12 protein-coding genes are annotated in these 20702 nt (G+C 41.2%); 7 read left to right on the forward strand and 5 right to left on the reverse strand.

What is annotated here, in order from left to right; all coding sequences use genetic code 11:
• Positions 1–33 precede the first annotated feature (33 nt).
• Entirely contained in the window at positions 34–1332 is a 1299-nt protein-coding gene (hisD, locus tag FFO06_RS10905; RefSeq protein ID WP_137908065.1) for a histidinol dehydrogenase, read from the reverse strand.
• A gap of 473 nt (positions 1333–1805) precedes the next feature.
• Here hisD and rpsT point away from each other — a divergent pair, with 473 nt between their 5' ends.
• From rpsT to FFO06_RS10940, 7 genes are all read left to right on the forward strand, one after another.
• A complete protein-coding gene (gene rpsT / locus FFO06_RS10910; protein WP_028090342.1) occupies positions 1806–2093 on the forward strand; it encodes a 30S ribosomal protein S20 in 288 nt (95 codons plus the stop codon).
• Positions 2094–2267: 174 nt separating this feature from the next.
• A complete protein-coding gene (locus FFO06_RS10915) occupies positions 2268–3053 on the forward strand; it encodes a TatD family hydrolase (protein ID WP_137908066.1) in 786 nt (261 codons plus the stop codon).
• Between the two features lie 799 nt (positions 3054–3852).
• Positions 3853–7227 (forward strand): DNA-directed RNA polymerase subunit beta, encoded by a 3375-nt coding sequence (gene rpoB / locus FFO06_RS10920; RefSeq protein ID WP_137908067.1) that lies wholly within the window; start codon positions 3853–3855, stop codon positions 7225–7227.
• A 303-nt stretch (positions 7228–7530) separates the two neighbouring features.
• A complete protein-coding gene (locus tag FFO06_RS10925; RefSeq protein ID WP_137908068.1) occupies positions 7531–9423 on the forward strand; it encodes a DNA-directed RNA polymerase subunit gamma in 1893 nt (630 codons plus the stop codon).
• 149 nt (positions 9424–9572) lie between these two features.
• On the forward strand, positions 9573–13673 hold the full coding sequence (locus tag FFO06_RS10930; protein ID WP_137908069.1) for a DNA-directed RNA polymerase subunit beta'': 4101 nt from the start codon (positions 9573–9575) through the stop codon (positions 13671–13673).
• A 156-nt stretch (positions 13674–13829) separates the two neighbouring features.
• Positions 13830–14375, forward strand: a complete 546-nt coding sequence (locus tag FFO06_RS10935; protein ID WP_137908070.1) for a GIY-YIG nuclease family protein — start codon at positions 13830–13832, stop codon at positions 14373–14375.
• Between the two features lie 657 nt (positions 14376–15032).
• Positions 15033–15911 carry a DUF975 domain-containing protein gene (locus tag FFO06_RS10940; protein WP_137908071.1) on the forward strand — a complete coding sequence of 293 codons (879 nt, stop codon included), beginning with the start codon at positions 15033–15035 and terminating at the stop codon, positions 15909–15911.
• A gap of 55 nt (positions 15912–15966) precedes the next feature.
• Here the strand turns inward: FFO06_RS10940 and FFO06_RS10945 are convergent, their stop codons facing one another.
• The 4 genes from FFO06_RS10945 to FFO06_RS10960 all read right to left on the reverse strand — a co-directional run bounded on the left by FFO06_RS10945 (position 15967) and on the right by FFO06_RS10960 (position 20529).
• Positions 15967–16842, reverse strand: coding sequence for a fructosamine kinase family protein (locus FFO06_RS10945; RefSeq protein WP_137908072.1), 876 nt, complete (start codon positions 16840–16842; stop codon positions 15967–15969).
• Between the two features lie 35 nt (positions 16843–16877).
• Positions 16878–18155: a M16 family metallopeptidase gene (locus tag FFO06_RS10950; protein ID WP_137908073.1), complete on the reverse strand. Its 1278-nt coding sequence runs from the start codon at positions 18153–18155 to the stop codon at positions 16878–16880.
• 146 nt (positions 18156–18301) lie between these two features.
• Complete coding sequence (locus tag FFO06_RS10955; RefSeq protein ID WP_137908074.1) at positions 18302–19192, reverse strand: retron system putative HNH endonuclease; 891 nt, start codon at positions 19190–19192, stop codon at positions 18302–18304.
• A complete protein-coding gene (locus FFO06_RS10960; RefSeq protein WP_137908075.1) occupies positions 19192–20529 on the reverse strand; it encodes an AAA family ATPase in 1338 nt (445 codons plus the stop codon). The genes FFO06_RS10955 and FFO06_RS10960 overlap by 1 nt, the downstream gene beginning before the upstream one ends.
• Positions 20530–20702: the final 173 nt, after the last annotated feature.

Here is a 20702-nt window from a genome sequence, read left to right on the forward strand (position 1 = left end):
CAATCTAACAGTATACCCGTGTTGTACCACCTATCACCTCTCATCTACCCTGAATTTAACAGAATCAGCATGGGAAGGTAAACCCTCTGTAGTTGCTAATATGTCAATAGCCAATGCCACTTTTTCTAGTGCAGTTTGTGAGTATTGGATAATACTTGAGTGTTTTAAAAATGTTTCTACCCCTAAAGCCGAAGCATAACGGGCGGCACCAGAAGTAGGTAGGGTATGGTTTGGACCTGCCAAATAGTCTCCCACTGCTTCAGGTGTAGAACTACCCATAAAAATTGCCCCCGCATGGCGAATATGGTTAATTAAAGCCCAAGGATCAGCAACTTCTAATTCTAAATGTTCCGGTGCAAACTCGTTAGAAAGTTCCGCTGCGGCAGACAGGGATTCCACCACCACAATTAAACCATAATGGGCGATCGCTTTTTCCGTATCTAGCCGGCGCGGGTGATCTACCAATTGTCTTTCTACCTCGATTTGCACTTTTTTAGCCACAATAGCATCTGTTGTCAGCAAAATCGCAGCGGCCATAGGATCATGTTCTGCTTGCGCTAACAAGTCCGCAGCTACATACACAGGATTAGCCGTTTCATCAGCAATTATTAGCACTTCGCTAGGACCTGCTAAAGAATCAATACCCACAGTTCCGTAAACTAATTTTTTCGCCAAAGTGACATAAATATTACCCGGTCCTGTAATTACATTTACTTTGGGAATAGTTTCTGTCCCATAAGCCAAAGCCCCAATAGCTTGAGCACCACCAATTCGGTAAATTTCCTGAACTCCCGCTTCTTGAGCCGCTACCAAAACCGCAGGATTAACCATTTTACCTCCTCTCACAGGTGTCACCATTACCACCCGTGGCACACCCGCTACTTTCGCCGGAATGGCATTCATTAACACTGTACTGGGATAACAAGCCCGACCTCCTGGTATATATAAACCTGCACGGTCTACGGGCGTGTAGCGCTTACCTAATACTACCTCATCATCGCCAAATTGTACCCAGCTTTTGGGAACTCGCTGACGGTGAAAAGTCTCTATTTTTTCGCAAGCTAGGCGAATAGAGCGCAGCAAATCCTTAGATACCTGTTGATATGCTGCATCTAATTCTGAGCCTGTTACCTTTAGTTCTTCTGGTTTTAGGGTTTGCTGATCAAATTCCGCTGTATAGTGTAGTACAGCCTTGTCCCCTTGGCGCTTCACCGCTTGCAACACTTCGCGTACTGTTGCTTCTTTGTGAATTACCTGTTCATCCTGGGTGCGTCCACAGATCCTTTGCAGTTCTGCTCTAACGTCAGCTTGCTCAGTAATAATTCGCAGCATGGAGTAATGACAATGCAAAATTTTACAATCTTCTCAAACCAGAACCAGGTTTAGGCTTTTTACTCGCCGCTACAGCATGACATCAATAGCAAGTTATTCAAAAATAGCTAAAAAGCTCATCATGTAAGCTTTTTGACCTTTGATTCTTGACTTTTGAATCCGCCCTGCTTGACTTAGGTTATCAACCTGGATCTGATTCTCTTCTCTAGCTTAACCTGGATTTTTTTTGATACTACTTTATAAAACTCAACCAACTCAGGAAATTTCACCATCTCCCACAATTAATTCCCGCAATTACACCCCTTTTTTTCTCAATTATCCATTTTACCCTATTTCCCCACTTCTCAATTTCAAGCCCTTCTGGTCCAAATAAAAAATTTTTTTCTGGAAATTATAACATTGGCGAAAATGATGCTATATTAATTAAACCTAGTAGTGTGTGTACATAATTAATAGTCTTTTTTGGAATTACTGTGGCGAATACAAAGTCTGCTCTTAAACGCGCCCAAATCGCAGAACGCAACCGACTGCGTAATAAAGCATATAAATCAGCCGTAAAGACGCTGATGAAGAAATACTTTAGTTCTGTAGAAGCTTATGCTGCTAATCCGACAACAGAACTCAAGCAGGAAGTAGAAGTAAAAATGTCCGAAGCTTACAGCAAAATTGATAAAGCTGTGAAGAAGGGCGTGCTTCATCCCAACAATGGGTCCAGGAAAAAGTCAAGACTGGCTCACAAACACAAAACCCTCACGGCTTAGTCAAAAATTCGGTAGGGGCAATCCCCCCGTGGTGGCCCCAGTTTGTAGGACAATTGCCAAAATATAACAGGAAACCCCATTCTCAGGGGTAATTCACGAATTACCCCACGTTCTATTTTGCCAAAGTCCTGGTCGGTTTAGCCCTGACCACTGAACATTGACAACTAACAAGCCATGCAACTCATAGATACCCACGTACACATTAACTTTGACATTTTTCAGCCAGATTTAGCAGCAGTACGCGCCAGGTGGCAAGCAGCAGGAGTAGTCCGATTGATCCACTCCTGTGTTCACCCGCAAGAATTTGCCAGCATTAGCCAAATAGCAGCGCAGTTCCCTGAACTTAGCTTTGCTGTAGGGCTACATCCTCTAGATGCTGATAAATGGGATCACCAAACGGCTACCCTAATCAAGTCTTTGGCCAGTTCTCATTCCCAAGTGGTAGCCATTGGGGAAATGGGGTTAGATTTCTACAAAGCAGATAACTATCACCATCAGCAAGAGGTATTTACATCACAATTGGCCATCGCCTGTGAACTGAATTTACCGGTGATCATCCATTGTCGTGATGCTGCACCAGTCGTGAGGGATATATTGCAAAAATGGCGGGATTTGTATGGGGAAAAGTTACGGGGTGTCATGCACTGCTGGGGAGGGACACCAGAAGAAACTCAATGGTTTTTAGATCTAGGTTTCTATATTAGCTTTAGTGGAACAGTGACATTTAAAAATGCTCTAACTATTCAAGAGAGCGCGGCCATTGTAAGTAGCGATAAATTGCTCATAGAAACAGACTGCCCGTTTTTATCACCCGTACCTAAACGCGGTGAAAAACGCAATGAACCTGCTCATGTTTATTATGTAGCGGCAGCATTAGCCAAACTACGAGGAGAAACAATCGAGGAAATTGCCCAGAAAACCACCGAAAACGCTTGTAAATTATTCGGTCTAGCACTATAGATGACAATCACCCCCCTAAGATGAATATTGATTTAACTCATCATGATACATCTGGAAGATAGAAATGTGCTAGAATTATTCACTCCAAAACATTTAGGTTAAGCCATAATGATAGAGAAAGGATAATAATTCTTAAAGATCCAGTAAATGTGATCGTCTTGACTGTACTCCGCCGAGAATTCCTGGTTTTAAGCCCCTGAATGAATCTCAACAATCATGCTCATTTCACAACCAAATCTAAAATCCCAAGTTGTCCGTCCATCCACTTAAATCTCCACAAACGGATGCTCTCAATCACCATCACTCCGTGGTAACAAGCATAGTGGCTGAAAATTTGGCAAACAACAATTCAGTCCCGGTTATGCCGCTATCGGTATATCAAACCTATAGAAAATCCTTAAAAGTAATTGTCTTATCCAGACAATCATAGCAATATTAAATCCATAATGCTATGGCCAGCACCACGCCCCAAAATCCCACCCTCGCCAAAATCATCAGTTTTGGGAGCAATTAATCTATCGCTTTGGGCTAAAGTGTGTAAGTCTACTGAGGGATAATTGAAGTAGAAAGTAAAGTCTAGTTTTGTCTAGGTTTTATATAGCAGATCACAGTCAGGAATGCAGTACAAGGCATGAAGTGTGAAGTAGAAAAAATGACCCAGGCAAAAGCCCAACAACAGGCTTTTGCCCGCAATTTATAGACTTCATCATTCCCGATTTACATTTTAGCACAAAGCCTAAGTCCAGGCTACACCACCCAAGCTATTAGCAAGTTTAACCAGGTTGACAAAGGTAAAGGCATGACTAACGACAAATATATGGAATCCGCCTTTCTATTACCCGACTTAATTGAAATCCAGCGTTCTAGTTTTCGCTGGTTTCTAGAAGAAGGACTAATAGAAGAACTGAACTCCTTTAGTCCAATTACAGACTACACTGGCAAACTAGAACTCCACTTTTTAGGAAATAATTACAAACTCAAAGAGCCTAAATACAGCGTCGAAGAATCTAAGCGTAGAGATAGCACTTATGCAGTGCAGATGTATGTTCCTACCCGTCTATTGAACAAAGAAACAGGAGACATCAAAGAACAAGAAGTATTTATTGGCGATTTGCCCTTGATGACAGACAGAGGCACGTTTATTATCAACGGAGCAGAGCGGGTAATAGTCAATCAAATTGTGCGATCGCCTGGAGTTTACTATAAATCAGAAATAGATAAAAACGGACGACGGACTTATTCTGCCAGCTTAATACCTAACCGGGGCGCGTGGCTCAAATTTGAAACAGATCGTAACGACCTAGTTTGGGTACGGATAGACAAAACCCGGAAATTATCAGCCCAGGTACTTCTGAAAGCACTAGGACTATCAGATAATGAAATATTTGATGCCCTGCGCCATCCAGAATACTTCCAAAAAACCATAGAAAAAGAAGGGCAATTTTCCGAAGAAGAAGCTCTAATGGAATTATATCGGAAACTTCGCCCCGGTGAACCGCCCACAGTTTTAGGTGGACAACAACTTTTAGACTCCCGCTTCTTTGATCCTAAACGCTATGATCTGGGGAAGGTTGGTCGTTATAAACTTAATAAAAAACTCCGCCTTTCCGCCCCTGATACCATGCGAGTCCTCACCCCTGGGGACATTTTAGCCGCCATTGACTACCTAATTAACCTAGAATTTGATATTGGTAGTATAGATGATATTGACCACCTGGGAAATCGCCGAGTCAGAAGCGTGGGTGAATTACTGCAAAACCAAGTCAGAGTCGGTTTAAATCGTTTAGAAAGAATTATTCGAGAACGGATGACAGTATCCGATGCTGAAGTTCTCACCCCCGCATCCCTGGTTAACCCCAAACCCTTAGTAGCAGCCATTAAAGAGTTCTTTGGTTCCAGCCAACTAAGTCAGTTCATGGACCAAACCAACCCCCTAGCAGAATTAACCCATAAACGCCGCCTCAGTGCCTTGGGACCTGGGGGTTTAACTAGAGAAAGAGCCGGGTTTGCAGTCAGAGACATCCACCCTAGCCACTACGGACGGATTTGTCCCATTGAAACACCAGAAGGACCAAATGCCGGACTAATTGGTTCGTTGGCTACCCATGCCCGCGTCAATCTCTATGGTTTTTTAGAAACACCCTTTAGACCCGTGGAAAACGGTAAAGTTCTTTTTGACCTTCCTCCTGTCTATATGACAGCAGATGAAGAAGATGATTTGCGGACAGCAACAGGGGATATTCCTCTAGATGAAAATGGTTATATTAAAGGACCTCAAGTACCTGTTCGCTATCGCCAAGACTGGACAACCACAGAACCTGAACAAGTAGATTATGTAGCGGTTTCTCCTGTGCAGATTGTCTCAGTTGCTACTAGCATGATTCCTTTTTTGGAACATGATGATGCTAACCGGGCATTGATGGGTTCTAATATGCAGCGCCAGGCTGTACCGCTGTTGAAGCCAGAACGCCCCTTGGTAGGAACCGGTCTGGAGGCACAAGCAGCGAGAGATTCTGGGATGGTGATAGTTTCCCGTACAGACGGTGAAGTGGTGTATGTAGATGCCACGGAAATTCGTGTCCGGGTCAGTAGTGAATGGTCAGTGATTAGTGGTCAGTCCTCATTGGCAGAAAAACGGGTGACGGATGATGAGGATTTCAGTACAGATAAGGTTCAAGAGATTAGATACAATCTGTCTAAATACCAACGTTCTAACCAAGATACTTGTTTAAACCAAAAGCCCTTGGTGAGAATTGGGGAGAAAGTAGTGGCTGGTCAGGTATTGGCCGATGGTTCTTCTACAGAAGGGGGAGAACTGGCCTTAGGACAAAATATTGTTGTAGCTTATATGCCTTGGGAGGGCTACAACTATGAAGACGCGATTCTCATTTCTGAGCGTTTGGTACAAGAAGATATCTATACTTCTATCCACATTGAGAAGTATGAAATTGAAGCTAGACAAACTAAACTCGGACCAGAGGAAATTACTAGGGAAATTCCTAACGTCGGTGAAGATGCCCTGAGACAATTGGATGAGCAGGGTATTATCCGCATTGGGGCTTGGGTAGATGCTGGTGATATTTTGGTCGGTAAAGTGACTCCTAAAGGAGAATCAGACCAACCACCAGAAGAGAAGCTGCTGCGGGCTATCTTCGGTGAAAAAGCTCGTGATGTCCGTGATAATTCACTGCGTGTACCTAATGGCGAGAAAGGTCGGGTAGTTGACGTGCGGCTGTTTACCCGAGAACAAGGTGATGAATTGCCACCAGGGGCGAACATGGTAGTACGGGTTTATGTCGCTCAAAAGCGCAAAATCCAAGTTGGGGACAAGATGGCTGGAAGACACGGTAATAAAGGTATTATTTCCCGAATTCTGCCAGCGGAAGATATGCCTTTTTTAGCAGATGGTTCCCCTGTAGATATTGTTCTCAATCCCTTGGGTGTACCTAGCCGGATGAACGTGGGTCAGGTGTTTGAGTGCCTTTTAGGTTGGGCTGGGCATAATCTAGGCGTGCGGTTTAAAGTCACTCCTTTCGATGAGATGTATGGAGAAGAGACTTCTCGGCGTTTGGTACATGGCAAGCTCCAGGAAGCTAGGGAAGAAACCGGTAGGGATTGGGTATATAACCCGGAAAATTGCGGCAAAATCATGGTTTATGATGGTCGCACTGGCGAACCTTTTGACCGTGCCGTTACGGTGGGGGTAGCATATATGCTTAAACTTGTGCATTTGGTTGATGACAAGATTCACGCTCGCTCTACTGGACCCTATTCTCTGGTTACTCAACAACCTTTGGGTGGTAAAGCGCAGCAAGGTGGACAAAGGTTTGGTGAAATGGAGGTTTGGGCTTTGGAGGCCTTTGGGGCTGCCTATACTTTGCAGGAGTTGTTGACGGTGAAGTCTGATGATATGCAAGGACGTAATGAAGCTCTAAATGCGATCGTCAAGGGAAAAGCTATTCCTCGTCCGGGTACTCCTGAATCCTTTAAGGTGTTGATGCGGGAGTTACAGTCTTTGGGTTTGGATATTGCAGTTCATAAAGTGGAAACTCAAGCTGATGGTAGTTCTTTAGATGTGGAGGTGGATTTGATGGCGGATTTGGCACCGCGACGTACGCCTTCTAGACCAGTTTATGAGTCGCTTTCCTATGAGTCCTTGGAGGATGATGATTAGTTTTTGGTGACAGGGGACAGGTGACGGTCTGGAAAAGGGTTTTTCAATTTACTCTCAATTTTGAAAACGCGCTGCTTGCAAAATAACGAATCTGGAATCTAAGTAGATAAACAGAAAAAACCGACATAAGTAAAGAAAAGTAAAATTGCCCAAAACCTCTTCCCTGTCCCCGTGGCGTAGCACCTCTTCCCTACCTTTTAATCTCAAATCCAAAATCTCAAATCCAATATCCAAAATAGGGAAACTGGATTCTAAATAATCTAAAATCCAAAATCTCAAATCCAAAATCTAAAATCCAAAATTATGAGACCTGCCCAATCTAATCAATTTGACTATGTGAAAATTGGTATCGCTTCACCAGAGCGGATTCGCAAGTGGGGTGAACGGACTTTACCCAATGGACAGATAGTTGGTGAAGTGACGAAACCGGAAACTATTAACTACCGGACTCTGAAGCCGGAAATGGATGGTTTGTTTTGTGAACGTATTTTTGGACCTGCTAAAGACTGGGAGTGTCATTGTGGTAAATATAAGCGTGTTCGCCATAGAGGTATAGTCTGCGAGCGCTGTGGTGTAGAAGTTACTGAATCCCGTGTTCGTCGTCACAGGATGGGCTTTATTAAGTTGGCTGCTCCTGTGGCTCATGTTTGGTATCTCAAGGGTATTCCTAGTTATATTGCTATTCTCTTGGATATGCCTCTACGAGATGTGGAGCAAATTGTTTATTTCAATTCTTACTGCGTGTTGCGTCCGGGTAATGCGGATACTTTGAGTTATAAGCAACTCTTGAGTGAGGATCAATGGCTGGAGATTGAGGATGCTATTTATAGTGAAGATTCTCAATTGGAAGGTGTGGAGGTGGGTATTGGTGCGGAGGCACTATTACGGCTTTTGGCGGATATTAATTTGGAGCAGGAGGCGGAGTCTCTACGGGAGGAAATTACTAACGCGAAGGGACAAAAGCGGGCGAAGTTAATTAAACGTTTGCGGGTAATTGATAATTTTATCGCTACTGGTTCTAAGCCGGAGTGGATGGTTTTAGAGGTGATTCCGGTGATTCCTCCAGATTTACGCCCTATGGTGCAATTAGATGGGGGTAGGTTTGCTACTAGTGATTTGAATGATTTGTACCGTCGGGTGATTAATCGTAATAATCGTTTGTCGAGACTTCAGGAAATATTAGCGCCTGAGATTATTGTCCGTAATGAGAAACGGATGTTACAGGAGGCTGTTGACGCTTTGATTGATAATGGTCGTCGTGGCAGGACTGTGGTGGGTGCTAATAATCGTCCTCTGAAGTCTTTGTCAGATATTATTGAGGGTAAGCAGGGTCGGTTTAGACAAAACCTGTTGGGTAAACGGGTGGACTATTCTGGACGTTCTGTGATTGTGGTTGGACCTAAGTTGAAGATCCACCAATGCGGTTTACCCAGAGAAATGGCGATTGAGTTGTTTCAGCCGTTTGTGATTAATCGCTTGATTCGTTCGGGTATGGTGAATAATATTAAGGCGGCGAAAAAGTTGATTGCTCGCAATGACCCCTGTATTTGGGAGGTGTTGCAGGAGGTGATTGAGGGACATCCGGTGATGTTAAACCGAGCGCCGACGTTGCACCGGTTGGGGATTCAGGCTTTTGAACCGATTTTGGTAGAAGGTAGGGCTATTCAGTTACATCCTTTGGTTTGTCCGGCTTTTAATGCTGATTTTGATGGGGACCAAATGGCGGTTCATGTGCCTCTGTCTTTGGAAAGTCAAGCGGAGGCGCGGTTGTTGATGTTGGCTTGTAATAATATTTTGTCTCCTGCTACGGGTAGGCCTATTGTTACGCCTAGTCAAGATATGGTATTAGGGGCGTATTATTTGACTGCGGAAAATCCCCAGGCTACTAAGGGGGCGGGAAAATATTTTTCTTCTTTGGATGATGTGATTATGGCTTATGAAGCTAAACAGGTGGATCTTCATGCCTATATCTATGTGCGTTTTGATGGGGAGGTTGATTCAGGTGAACCAGATACTGAACCTTTAGAGGTGATAGAAGATAAGGATGATTTGGGTAAGGTGAGGGGCAGGACTTTAAGGTATAAGTTCCGTCGGGTTCGTGAGGATGCTCAAGGGAATTTAATTTCTCAATACGTTTATACGACTCCTGGACGCGCTATTTATAACAAGGCGATTCAGGAAGCGATAGATGCTTGAGGGGTGCGGGGTTTTTTAATTTACTCTCGATTTTGAAAGTCCGCTTTTTGCCAAATCAGGAATTGGTTGGTGGTTGGTGGTTGGTGTTTAAAACTTTGTAAGGGCGAACGGCTGTTCGCCCCTACTAACAACAGATAAAGGATAAATCTATGACGACTAAAGCGGTTTTTCGCAATCTTGTGGTTAATAAGGGTAAACTGAGAGATTTGATTTCTTGGGCGTTTATTCACTATGGAACGGCGCGGACGGCGGTGATGGCGGATAAGCTCAAGGATTTGGGTTTCCGCTATGCGACTAAGGCGGGGGTGTCTATTAGTGTGGATGATTTGATGATTCCTCCTTCTAAGAAAGAGTTGTTGGAGGCGGCGGAAAGGGAAATTCTGGCGACGGAGGAACGTTATCAACGGGGAGAAATTACTGAGGTGGAACGTTTCCAAAAGGTGATTGATACTTGGAATAGTACGTCGGAGTCTTTGAAGGATGAGGTTGTTACTCATTTTAAGAAGACTAATCCGCTTAACTCTGTTTATATGATGGCTTTTTCAGGGGCGCGGGGGAATATTTCTCAGGTGCGGCAATTAGTAGGGATGCGGGGACTAATGGCGGATCCTCAGGGGGAAATTATTGATTTACCTATTAAGACTAATTTCCGTGAGGGGTTGACTGTTACGGAGTATATTATTTCTAGTTATGGGGCGCGGAAGGGTCTGGTAGATACGGCGCTGCGGACGGCGGATTCTGGTTATTTGACTCGTCGGTTGGTGGATGTTTCTCAGGATGTGATTGTCCGGGAAATTGATTGTGGGACTACCAAGGGTTTGGCTGTGCGGGCTATGACGGAGGGTAGTAAGGTTTTAATTAAGTTGGCTTCACGGTTGATGGGTCGGGTGGTGGCTGAGGATGTGGTTGACCCGGTGAGTGGTGAGGTGATTGCGGTGCGGAATACTCCTATTGATGATGATTTGGCGATCGCTATTCAAAAGGCGGGGGTGAAGGAGGTGATTGTCCGCAGTCCTTTGACTTGTGAAGCTGCTCGTTCTGTTTGTCAACATTGTTATGGTTGGAGTCTGGCTCACGCGAAGATGGTGGATCTGGGTGAGGCTGTGGGGATTATTGCGGCTCAGAGTATTGGTGAGCCGGGTACTCAGTTGACGATGCGGACTTTCCACACTGGTGGGGTGTTTACTGGTGAGGTGGCTCAACAGGTGCGTTCTCAGGTGGGGGGGACGGTGAAGATTCCCCGGAAGTTAAAAACTCGTCCTTATCGTACTCGTCATGGTGAAGATGCTTTGTATGTGGAAGCTGATGGAATTTTGATGATTGAGGGGGATAAGAAACTAGGTAATACCCAAAGTCAAGAAATAGCGGTTACTCAAGGTTCTACTCTATATATTCATGATGGTCAGCAGGTGTTGGCGGGTCATTTAGTGGCGGAGGTGGCTCTGGGTGGTAAAACGACGAGAACCAATACGGAGAAGGCTGTTAAGGATGTGGCTACGGATTTGGCTGGTGAGGTGAGATTTGCGGAGGTGGTGGCGGAACAAAAGGTAGACCGTCAAGGTAATACTACTACTACTGCTTCTAGGGGTGGGTTGATTTGGGTTCTGTCTGGGGATGTTTATAATTTGCCGCCGGGGGCGGAGTTGGTGGTGAAAAATGGTGATGCGATTGCTACTAATGGAGTTTTGGCGGAAACTAAGCTGACTACTATTCATGGTGGTGTGGTTCGTTTACCGGAAATAGCACCGGAGAAGGCGACTAGGGAAATTGAGATTATTACGGCTTCTGTGGTTTTGGATCAGGCTGCGGTGACGGTTCAAAGTTCCCAAGGACGTAATAGCTATTTAATTACGACTACTAATAACCAGGAGTTTAATCTGCGGGCTACGCCGGGGACTAAGGTTCAGAATGGTCAGGTGGTGGCGGAATTGATTGATGATCGTTACCGGACTACTACGGGCGGTTTTTTGAAGTTTGCTGGTATTGAGGTGCAGAAGAAGGGTAAGGCGAAGCTGGGTTATGAGGTGGTGCAGGGGGGAACGCTGCTATGGATACCTGAGGAAACCCATGAGGTAAATAAGGATATTTCTCTGCTGTTGGTGGAAGATGGTCAGTTTGTAGAACCTGGTACGGAAGTAGTTAAGGATATTTTTTGTCAGACGGGTGGTGTAATTGAGATTACTCAAAAGAATGATATTCTCCGGGAGGTTGTGATTAAACCGGGTGAGTTGTTGATGGTGGATGATCCAGAAACGGCGATCGCTCATGATAATACTTTCTTACAAGCGGGGGAAGAATTACAGGGTATGATTGCTACAGAATTGCGTTATATCCAATATGTAGAAAGCCCGGAAGGACCGGCGTTGTTGAGCCGTCCGGTGGTGGAGTTTGCTGTACCAACGACTCCAGATGTACCTTCTACTACTTCCATTAGTCAACACACGGGGCGCTCTATTCAATTGAGGGCGGTACAACGGATTCCTTATAAGGATTCGGAGCGGGTGAAGTCTGTGGAGGGTGTGGAGTTGCTGCGGACGCAGATAGTGTTAGAAATTGAACAGGCAACGGAAACGGAACACGGTACTTCTCCTTTGGCGGCGGATATTGAGTTAATTCCTGATGGGGAAGATGAGGAAATACAGCGTTTGCAGTTGGTGATTTTGGAGTCTTTGGTGATGCGTCGAGATATTGCGGCGGATACTACTCAAGGCAGTACCCAAACTAATTTGGAGGTTGAGGATGGTGAGACTATTGCTCCGGGTGCGGTTGTAGCTCGGACTAAGATTTTGTGTAAGGAGGGGGGAGTTGTCCGGGGTGTGCAGCAGAGTGCGGAAACTGTGCGGCGTTGTTTGGTGTTGCGAGAGGAGGATTTAATTACTATCAGTACCAATGAGTTACCTAGGGTGAAGGTTGGAGATTTGGTAGTTGAGGGTGGCGAGATAGTGACCGGGGTAAGGGCTATAGAATCTGGACAAGTTGTAGAAGTGGTCAGTAGCAAGACAACTGAGGATGGACAATTAACAAAGGACGGTTCAGCTTACACTATTACTCTTCGCGTTGGTCGTCCTTACCGAGTTAGTCCAGGAGCGGTATTACAGGTAGAGAATGGGGATTTGGTGCAACGGGGGGATAATTTGGTGTTGTTGGTGTTTGAACGGGCGAAGACTGGGGATATTATCCAGGGTTTACCCCGGATTGAGGAGCTTTTGGAAGCTCGTAAACCTAAGGAAGCTTGTATTTTAGCCCGTCGTCCGGGGGAGGTGAAGGTGATTTATGGGGATGGTGATGAGGTAACGTCTATTTCCCGTGAGGCTTATTCTATAAAAATTATGGAAAGTAATGGGACGGTGACGGATTACCCCCTTGGACCTGGACAAAATTTGATTGTTCCTGATGGGGCGCAGGTGGTGGCGGGTCAACCTTTAACGGATGGCCCTTCTAATCCCCATGAGATTTTAGAACTGTTTTTTAGTTTGGGGTCGGAGGACGGTGTTTATACCTGTGCTAGTCTGGCTCTGCAAAAGGTACAAACGTTTTTGGTGAATGAGGTACAGATGGTGTATCAGTCTCAAGGGATTGAGATTGCGGATAAACACATTGAGGTAATTGTGCGCCAGATGACGAATAAGGTACGGATTGATGACGGTGGGGATACAATCATGTTACCTGGTGAGTTGGTGGAACTACGACAGGTGGAACAGGTGAATGAGGCGATGGCGATTACTGGTGGTGCAAAGGCACAATATACACCGATGTTGTTGGGGATTACTAAGGCATCTCTAAATACTGATAGTTTTATTTCTGCTGCTTCTTTCCAGGAAACTACAAGGGTATTAACGGAGGCGGCTATTGAGGGTAAGTCTGATTGGCTGCGGGGTTTGAAGGAAAATGTGATTATTGGGCGGTTGATTCCTGCGGGTACTGGTTATAACACTTTTGAGGAAGCGGGAGCGATTGATGATTATGTAATGGATATGGGTTTTGGTGGATCTGGGGATGGGATTTTAGATGAGGTTGATGATTCTTTGGATATGGTTTTAGATGACCGTACGGCTAAACTCTATAATTTGGATAGTCAAGGAATGGGAGAAGGGGGCTTTGGTGGTAACTTTTTTGGTAGTGGGGAACGTTTGATTTTAGATGATGATGATGATTTGATTGTTGATGAAATTAATGATTTGGTTATAGAAGATGATGATGCGGATGATGATGATTTTGATGATGATTTTGAGGAAAACGATGAGGAATAAAATCTAGTAAACTGTAGGGTGTGTTAGCGACTCTTAACACACCTTATCAGGTTGTTCGATTTGAAGTAGATAAACTAAATAGATTTTCTATTCTCTCTACTTAAGAACCAAAATTAGCTAAATTATGATTGTGATCAATAACTTTTAAATTCATTTATGACAACGGAAATCAAAATACCAACTTTAGCCAGCCTTGAATATTATGCTTATATTGATGAAGATGGTGAATTAATAACGGACTTTCAAGGAAAAATTGGAGTTTATGCTATTTTTAATGAAGATAAAAAACTGGAATTTATTGGCTATTCCCGTGATATTTATCTGAGTTTAAAGCAGCATTTAGTCCGTCAACCTGAGAACTGTTATTGGGTGAAGGTGCAAACTATAGAACGTCCTAATCGCACAATTTTAGAAAATATTGAAAATGCTTGGATTGCTGAAAATAAGGCTACTTTTATTACTGAAACTTTATGTAAACAAAAATGGACTAGTTCTATAGATGTCAAGGAATTAATGACACCAGAGGAACAGGACAATTACCAGAATATAGCTATTGATGAGGTGGGAAAAGGTAAGGTTTTGAAAAGTGTAGCGCGGCGTGTTGAAGAGGAAATTTTGGCAAATCTAAAAGCACGGGGAGTGAAAACACAAATCCGCTTTAATCCTAAGTTAAAGGAAGTAGGATTGTTGGATTTAAAGTGAGTGGGGTGAAGGGATGTTTTTGATGTCTATAATGCGAGTCTATATAATCTAAAATCTAAAGTCTAAAATTTTATTGGGGACTGAAAACACAAATTCGTTTTAATCTTAAGTTAAAGGATGTTTTTAATGTCTATAATGCGAGTCTATACAGTACTTCTCGGTGTTATGAGGTATATACAGCAAGTAGCTTTGAGTGAGGTACACTTTGTGCGGGCAAGATGCCCGCACCACAAGAGTTTTATGATTCAACTTTGTACTTCATAAGAGCGGGAACTGCTGTATTTAGCGGGCAAGATGCCCGCACCACAAGAGTTTTATGATTAATATCTGTATTTCATAAGAGCGGGAACTGCTGTATTTAGCGGGCAATATGCCGGCACTACAAGAGTTTTATGATTAATATCTGTATTTCATAAGAGCGGGAACTGCTGTATCTAGGGGGCAAGATGCCGGCACTACAAGAGTTTTATGATTAATATCTGTATTTCATAAGAGCGGGAACTGCTGTATCTAGGGGGCAAGATGCCGGCACTACAAGAGTAATTACTACTGTTAATAACTAAAGGTTTAAGTTATGTAAATTTGTCAATATTTGGTATAGATTAACTTAAAATAATTTCCAGGTAGCTGCTGTATTTTCAGGAAAAAATTAACGTCATGTCTAAAAATTTTAATTCTCCTAACTTTATTGAACCTTTAAATATCTTTAATGTTATCGGTACGGCAATGGGATTGTACCGTTGTCATTTAAAAAAATATTTTCTCATAGCTCTTAAGGCTTGTGTTTGGTTACTAGTTCCTATTTATGGCTGGGTTAAATTTTACGCGCTCTTAGCTTTGATTTCTCGTTTATCTTTTGGTGAATTGGTTAACCAACCTGAAAGCGTTTCATCAGGTGAACGATTTGTTAATTCCCGTTTATGGGATTTTTTTGTGAATATGATTTTCATGGTTGCTATTGGCTTATGTGTTGGAGTTGTATTTAAACTTATTGGTGGTTTACTAATAGGTATATCAGAGATATTAATATCACAAGATGTAACTGTAACTAATAGAATTATTTATCGTTTAATAGCGATTGTATCTGTGATAATTAGCTGTATGGGTATACTGTGGATAGGAATTAGATTTTATTTAGTAGATGTTTGTTTAGCAGTTGAAGATGATGTTAATGGTAGTTCAACGATTAATCGGAGTTGGGAACTAAGTAAGGGAAATGTGGGCAGGATTGTGTTAATTTTTTTAATTGGGTTTTTAATTACTGTTCCTATCCAATTTATCATCAAAATCATTATCAATATTATTATTACTATTATTAGTATTATTGGGTTAATTATTATGCCTTTTTTAAGGGAAAATGATCTGATTTTTTCAAAGATTTTTTCTATGATTTCTTTTTTGTTAATACTTGGAATACGTTTTGTGGGTGTTGCTTTCATTCTTCCTTTTCTGCAAACTGTGAAGGCTGTGGTTTATTACGGTGTTAGAAGTCGGCATGAAGGGTTAGGTTTACAATTACGTAATCACGATGTTTAATTATAAATTCTGCTGTGTTAGTCCTGTTGGTAGAGGATTTTGGGGTGTACTTTACTCAAAGCTGAGTTTGCAATATCTTCTCAATCATCTGATTGGCTTGGGAAGAATAACTACTACCAAATAAGTTAAAATGATTTAATATATGATAGAGATTATAAAGCGGTTTTCTGTATTGATAACCTTGATCTAAGGGAAACTCTTTTTGATAACTTTGATAAAAGGCTAATGGAAAACCTCCAAATAGTTCGGTCATGGCTATATCAACTTCTCTATCTGCAAAGTAAGTTGCGGGATCAAAGATAACAGGTTCATTTTCTATGGTAAAGCCTACATTTCCACTCCATAAGTCTCCATGAACTAGGGACGGTTGAGTTTGATAATTTGCAAATAGTTGGGGAATAAGTGCTAATAATTTATCTGCGTGGGGAAAGATTCCTCCCTGTTTTTTTGCTAATTGTAGTTGATAGTTTAAACGGTTTTGAAGATAAAATTCTGACCAAGAGGTATGAAAGTTATTGATTTGGGGTGTTGAACCAATGGTATTATCCATGTCCCAACCAAAACTTTTATTGGTGCTAAATTTGTGCATGACTGCTAATTTACGTCCCATATCTGCCCAAGATTGATGATTACCATGGGTCATTTCTAGCCATTCTAAAACTATATAACTAGAGGTTTTTGTAATTCCCCAACAAAGTGGTTTAGGAACGCGGATGGTTTTAGTATTATAGATTTGTTGTAAGCCCAGTGACTCGGCTATAAACATTGATTTTTGGGAAGGTTGGTTAAGTTTAACAAAGTAGGTGATTTTACTATTGCTAATGGCATAACTTTGGTTGATACAGCCACCACTGATGGGTAAGTGCTGATTACTAACGAATTTTTCTCCGGTGATTTGACTAATGTGGTGATCAATTTCTGGCCAGGTCATGATTTTTTAATTGTTTATTAATTGACTAAATGGGACTAAATAGGTTTGACAATAACAATACCATAGGCGTTTGGGGATAGGTAGTTTTTGGCTGCTTGGATTAAGTCAGTTGCTTGTTGTGCGTACATAAGTTGGGGATAGTTAAAGGCTGGTTCTAAGTCACCAATTAAAGATTGATAATAACCATATAATCCAGCGCGATCGCTTGGTGTTTCGTTGCTAAATATAAACCGATTGGCTACACGTTGTTGAACGCGGGCGATTTCTGATTCTTTGACTAATTCTGTTTGTAATATGTGAAGATGTTGAGCGATCGCTTTTTCTACTGCGGCTAAGTTTTCTACATTACATTTAGCGGAAATTGAAAATACTCCTTGCCATAAGTTACTCATATTATTAACAGAAATTGAAGATACTAATTGCTGTTCTTCTCGTAAATCATGGACTAATCTGGAAGTTCTGCCTTGTGCTAAAATTCCGGCAATAATATCAAGTGCATAGGTTTGATTTAATTCTTTTAATCCAGGGACTCGCCAAATCATGACTAGTCTTGCTTGTTGGAGAGTTTTGTCAATAATTTCTTGACGCACAATTTCTGTGAATGCAGGTTCAGGAATTACAGGTGTTTCTGTTGGTTTATTGGTTATTTGTTGATAATTTTGATTAAATTCTGTGGCGATAATTTCTATTAATTCCTCTACTGGTAGATTACCCACGGCTACGGCTGTGATTGACTGGGGTTGATACCAATGAGTATGAAAATCGCGCATTTGTTGGGGTTTGACTTGAGAAATAACCGCAGCAGGTCCAAGGACTGGACGACGATAGGGTAAGGTATCAAAGGCGGTTTCCATGATATGACGATAAATGCGTCGTCCGGGGTTGTCTTCAGAGCGTCTAATTTCTTCTAAAACCACTAATCGTTCCCGTTCAAAGGCATGATCAGGAATGGTAGGATTACAAACAATATCTATTTGTAGAGGTGCTAATTCAGCGAAGTCTTTAGGTGCGGTTGTGATATAATAGTGGGTATAGTCTTGGCTAGTAGCAGCATTAGTGACAGCGCCGCGTTCTTCAATGCGACGTTCAAACTCACCGCTGATGAGTTTTTGTGTACCTTTAAAGACTATATGTTCTAAAAAGTGAGCCATACCATTAATAGCGTCAGTTTCCATTGCAGAACCTGTTTTTACCCACAAATCAAGATTAACCGCGTCTATTGGCATTTGTTCAGCAATAATAGTCAAGCCGTTAGGTAAATGGTGCAAGGTGGGTGCATGAAGACGGGGAAGTTTCGCCAAAGTTGATGTCATTGCTTATAGTGGTTTCAGCTATGTTACTTCTTCTATATTACAACTTTCTTGATGGTGTAAACCTTCTCATCTATAAACTGTTAGTATTTAGTAGAATATTTTTCTGGTAATATAAAGCACTATAATTTGATTGCAAATCATATTAATTATTCATATTTATTCAATGATGATAAATCATCAATACGAGCAAATTTAGCATAACTAGGACTTCGTTTACCAACTTCTTTAATCATTTCTATGGCTTCGGAAATATGTAATGCGTGAGGAGCGTGAGCAAGATAAGGAAGAATATAGAAAAGAGCAAAAGCAGTATATTCCTCATCAAATTTACAAGATTGTATTAGGCATTCTATCGCTTTTTTATAGCTGGCATCTTCATCCCTGGCCTTTTTATCCCTAGTTTCTGTAAGTTGAATCAATAATACTATTAATGGTTTAAGCTTTCCACTTCGATGTTGTATTAAATCATTTCTATTAAGACTTAATATTTCTGCGACAACCTTTCCACGTTTATCTTTTCCGTTAACATGAGCTAATTGAGCTTTTTCATCCCAATAAAATTCAAGATATTGGTATATATCACAATCTTCATCAGTGGGATCAATCAATAATGGAGTACCATCACAATCAAGAGGAAATTTATTTCCTTTATTTTCGGCATTATTACAAACTTCACAAGCATAAAGAAGGTTATTCCAATCAAAAGTTAAATCAACATATTGAGATTTAGGTCTAAAATGCTCAATTCTTCCTGCTGAAATTTCAACCTTCCGTTCACAAAAAGCACATTTACCAGAAAACATATCATATAGTGGCTGCTTTACAGTATTTATCTTATGTTTTGCAGTTTTGCCTGGATTATATTTATCTTGGGCATTTTTTACTTTTTTCTTTGCTGCTTGAATTTGTTCTTTGCTTGATGTCGGATCATTCTCTATTTCTTCAAGATTGATAATAGCTTCTTGAAGTTTTTTTAACCATTTATCAGCATTTTGTTTGAGAATATCTGGTGTGCTTGTTCTTTTAACTGGAATCATTACAAATTTTCCTCTAAATACTTATTAATTTTATCCTCTAAACTACCCGGTTCTGGTTTACCTCCAATGGGTCGAAATTCTTTCATAAATTGTCTTAATTTTTCATATTCCTCAATTTCTTCCCCTTGTAAATGATTTCTATTAGCTGTCAGATAATTATAACGATCTATTTTCTCTTGTGTAGCTGGAGAATGAGTAGAAACTAAACCAAAAGCAGGACTTTTTAAAATATAATCAGCATCATAAGCTGCAATATTCTCAACTGGTTCAATTTGGACTTCTCCATTAATCATTTTGACAGTTAAAGTAAGTGTATCATCTCCAGCACCAGCAGCAACAAAAGGACTATGAGTAGCTACAAAAAATTGTAGGTTAGGAAAAACGGTTCTTAGCTTTTTAGCAATCAATCTTTGCCAAACTGGATGTAAATGAATATCTAATTCATCTATTAAGACAATACCTGATCCTTGACGAGGATCGGTTTCTAGATGGGAAAAGGTTTGAAATAAACGCCAAATTAAATCCCCAACTAAAGCGATAATACTGCGAAAACCATCTGATAATTGAGTAATAGGAATTAACTGATTTTCTAAGGAAAAAAGAATAATTCCATCATTTGTAACTTGATCAAATTTAATATTTCCAGGTAAAAGTTCAATAATAGCTTTTTTTCCTAATTCCATCATCTGTTTAGATTTAGCATCATCAGGATTTTTAGCAATACGATAATCTAAAAAAACCATCCATTCTTGAAAAGTTTTCAAACTATCATTTTCTTCAAACTGTGTCCTAAAATTACTTTCACGATCTGCCCTTTGGAGTTCTCTTAAGTTTACCGGATTGCCTTCACTACGAGAAAGACGACGAAAAGGACCATAACCAGCAGCAAACCACCCTTGAGAATCTAAAGTAAAGGCATTTGTTCTTAACCATTCCAGAGTTTCTGAATTTTTGGGATTTAGTGTATTTGCTGGATAATTTTCTCCACCAATTCGGGTATTTTTATTACCTATGATCAAGTAAGAATAATCATAAGAGAATTTGTTTCTACCTTTATTTAGCATCATGCCTTCATCATCATTATTTCTTTGTATTGTCGCTGTTAATTGACCATATTCCGAATTATTCCTTACCCAATTTTGAGGAGATAACATAAGTTTTTTAGCCCCATCTGAACCGGCTAAAAGTAAGGCAATTGCTTGAAGCAATGTACTTTTTCCTACTCCATTTTCACCTAATAATGTGATCCACTTATAGGGATTATTTTTATTGTGAAATGAAATAGTTTGTTCTCGAAATCCTTTGACATCTTTAATTTTAATACTCTTTAGCCACATAATAGTATATCTCTCTGAGAAAATATTAGTTTTAATCAACTCTTTGGGATAATTCAATTTTAACTCATATCGAGTAGTTTAGATCAAAAAATACCATTGTATAAAAACAATAACACAATATTAGGTTAGGCAAAATGCCCAACCTATAAAATAGCAAAATTAGAAACGCAGAA

Origin of the sequence: Dolichospermum planctonicum (assembly GCF_005402965.1) — a bacterium.
Lineage (GTDB): Bacteria > Cyanobacteriota > Cyanobacteriia > Cyanobacteriales > Nostocaceae > Dolichospermum > Dolichospermum planctonicum.